Below are 1,964 nucleotides of genomic sequence, written 5' to 3'. Positions count from 1 at the left end.
GTAACTCATCAGTTCCTGCAACAGCGGGGGATATTCGCCCAGCCACGCAAGCGTCGAGCTCGGCACAATGCGCTGGAGCAGGACGACAGGCAGGCGCTGATGCGCCTTGTAGTCGCGCTCGGCGGCGTTTGGGAAATCGACGCTGTACCAGACAGCGCGCTGTTCGAGCATTGCGCCAGCGAGCGCCGTCCAGGTGCGCGGCTCGCCGTTATCGGATCCAACGGTGCGCACGCGCACGTCCGCCACGGGCTTGCCGATGTCGTGCAATAGGGCCGCGACCAGCACCGCGTAGCTGTAGCGCGCGCCCAGGCGCGCCTGCTCCTCGGTCGAGGCGCCGATGGGCAGCTTGTAGCTATCCCGAAAATGCAGCGCATATTCCGCTACTTCAATCAAATGAATCAGCAAGCCGCCTGGCTGGGCGTGGTGATGCGACTCTGAGGCAGGCAACAATTGCACGAATTCCGAGAAGCGCTGGAGCAGGGGCAGGACATCGTCGTGGAAATTGTTGGGCGCGAACGCCAGCTTTTGCTCGATCTTGGCGATGCGCCCGGCCATCTCCGTACTGGCGACGAGTTCGTCATAGCGCATGACGGGCAAGAAATTTGGCGCAGGTGGCCGCGCACGCGGGTCGCGAGCGGCGTGTCCCGGTGCGGGTGCGACCGGTGCGGTAGCGGGAGGGCGCGTTCGATGCAGCCAGTAGGCACCGGCGAGCAGGCTGAGCGCCGCGCCGATCAACAGGCCATCAGTCATCGCCCAACAAGTCCTGGTCCAGCACTTTTTGCTTGATCACCTCCAGCTCATACATGGCACGCAAGTAGGCCAAGGTGTCTTGCCGGCGCTGCGGTGGTACCTCGGGCAGCGGAAACGCGTACACACCGTTGTCTTTATTGCGCGTGAGGAAAGAGCGGAAGTCCTCGTCGACCGGACTCCACTGCCTTTGGATGGTTAAGAGAGTAGTCGCTGTCCAGCGATTGAACGGCAGGTGCGCGAGTAAATTGGCGGTGCGCGCCACGCCGCGGCGAATCGGCTCGCGGCGCAGGCAGTCATAGGCGATGGCCGCTTGCGGATTGCGCTCGCTTTCTCGTTCCTTGAGATACCAGCCGTCGAAGCGCCGGATCCATTTCATGACCACATTGGTCCAGGCCGGATCCACCGATTGCAACAGCATATCCCGCAACAGCATCTCGTAGTCTTGTTCGATCACAGTGTCCACCTGGCTCACCTCCAGAGAGAATTCCTGGTTAGCACTGTATGCAAGGGGGTCAGCTGGGTCAGCAACGCCGATGCTGAAAATCGAACTTTTTAAAAATCAAAAAGTTCGATTTTCAGCATTCAAAACCTGGACATATACGAATGGCAGGGATGATAATAAGAGGTTTTGCGCCTTTTTTGTGCCTCGCCCTTTCTCTTCCTTTTTCCCCTTAGTCTTTGTTTTTACACGTTTTTCCCCTTCCTCCTTCTCAGCAATGAGTGCCTTTGTCGTTTAAACACCTTGCGTTTTGTAAGCAAGGTGTTTTGCCTTTGGTTCGGCCCCTTACCCTTCTAAGTCTTTGTTTTTAAAGCAAAAGCACTTTTTCATATATAACTAAAAGTAGGTTAGAAGATTTTTGATATTACTTTCAATATGCGAATTTTTCAGCAATTTGAATGCAGACTTTTCTAGGCAAGATCCGCACACTCTGCACGTCTGACTTCTAACCAAGGCGCGCTGCCGGCAGAAGTCGACTTTGACTTTCGGAGCTTCCCTCGTGGCACTTGCCGCGCACGGAATTTTTTGAAGCTCCCGCAGTAGGGGAACACGGCCTCCCCGTTATCAGGCCCGGGTTTGCCACACGGTAAGGAGAAGCGGTGTTGACATCTCGAATTGCTCGTCGCGCAAAGCGCGTTGCTATTACGGCGCTCGCCTCGTTGCTCGCATACCTTGCACTCGCCTCTATTGGTATGGGTGCGGTGCAGGCGCAGTC

At 56.7% G+C, this 1,964-nt stretch carries 2 protein-coding genes; both read right to left on the bottom strand.

Annotation, left to right across the window (positions count from 1 at the left end):
• On the bottom strand, window positions 1-750 hold a 750-nt coding region (locus WM40_RS26580; protein WP_046154572.1), incomplete at its 3' end, for a TraI domain-containing protein.
• Window positions 743-1,213, bottom strand: a complete 471-nt coding sequence (locus tag WM40_RS26575) for a hypothetical protein (RefSeq protein ID WP_046154571.1) — start codon at window positions 1,211-1,213, stop codon at window positions 743-745. The genes WM40_RS26575 and WM40_RS26580, both read right to left, overlap by 8 nt.
• Between the last annotated feature and the right edge of the window lie 751 nt (window positions 1,214-1,964).

Origin of the sequence: Robbsia andropogonis (genome assembly GCF_000970345.1) — a bacterium.
GTDB classification, from domain to species: domain Bacteria; phylum Pseudomonadota; class Gammaproteobacteria; order Burkholderiales; family Burkholderiaceae; genus Robbsia; species Robbsia andropogonis.
The sequence above is the reverse complement of the archived record's forward strand: the minus strand, read 5'-3'. Positions and strand labels throughout refer to the sequence as shown.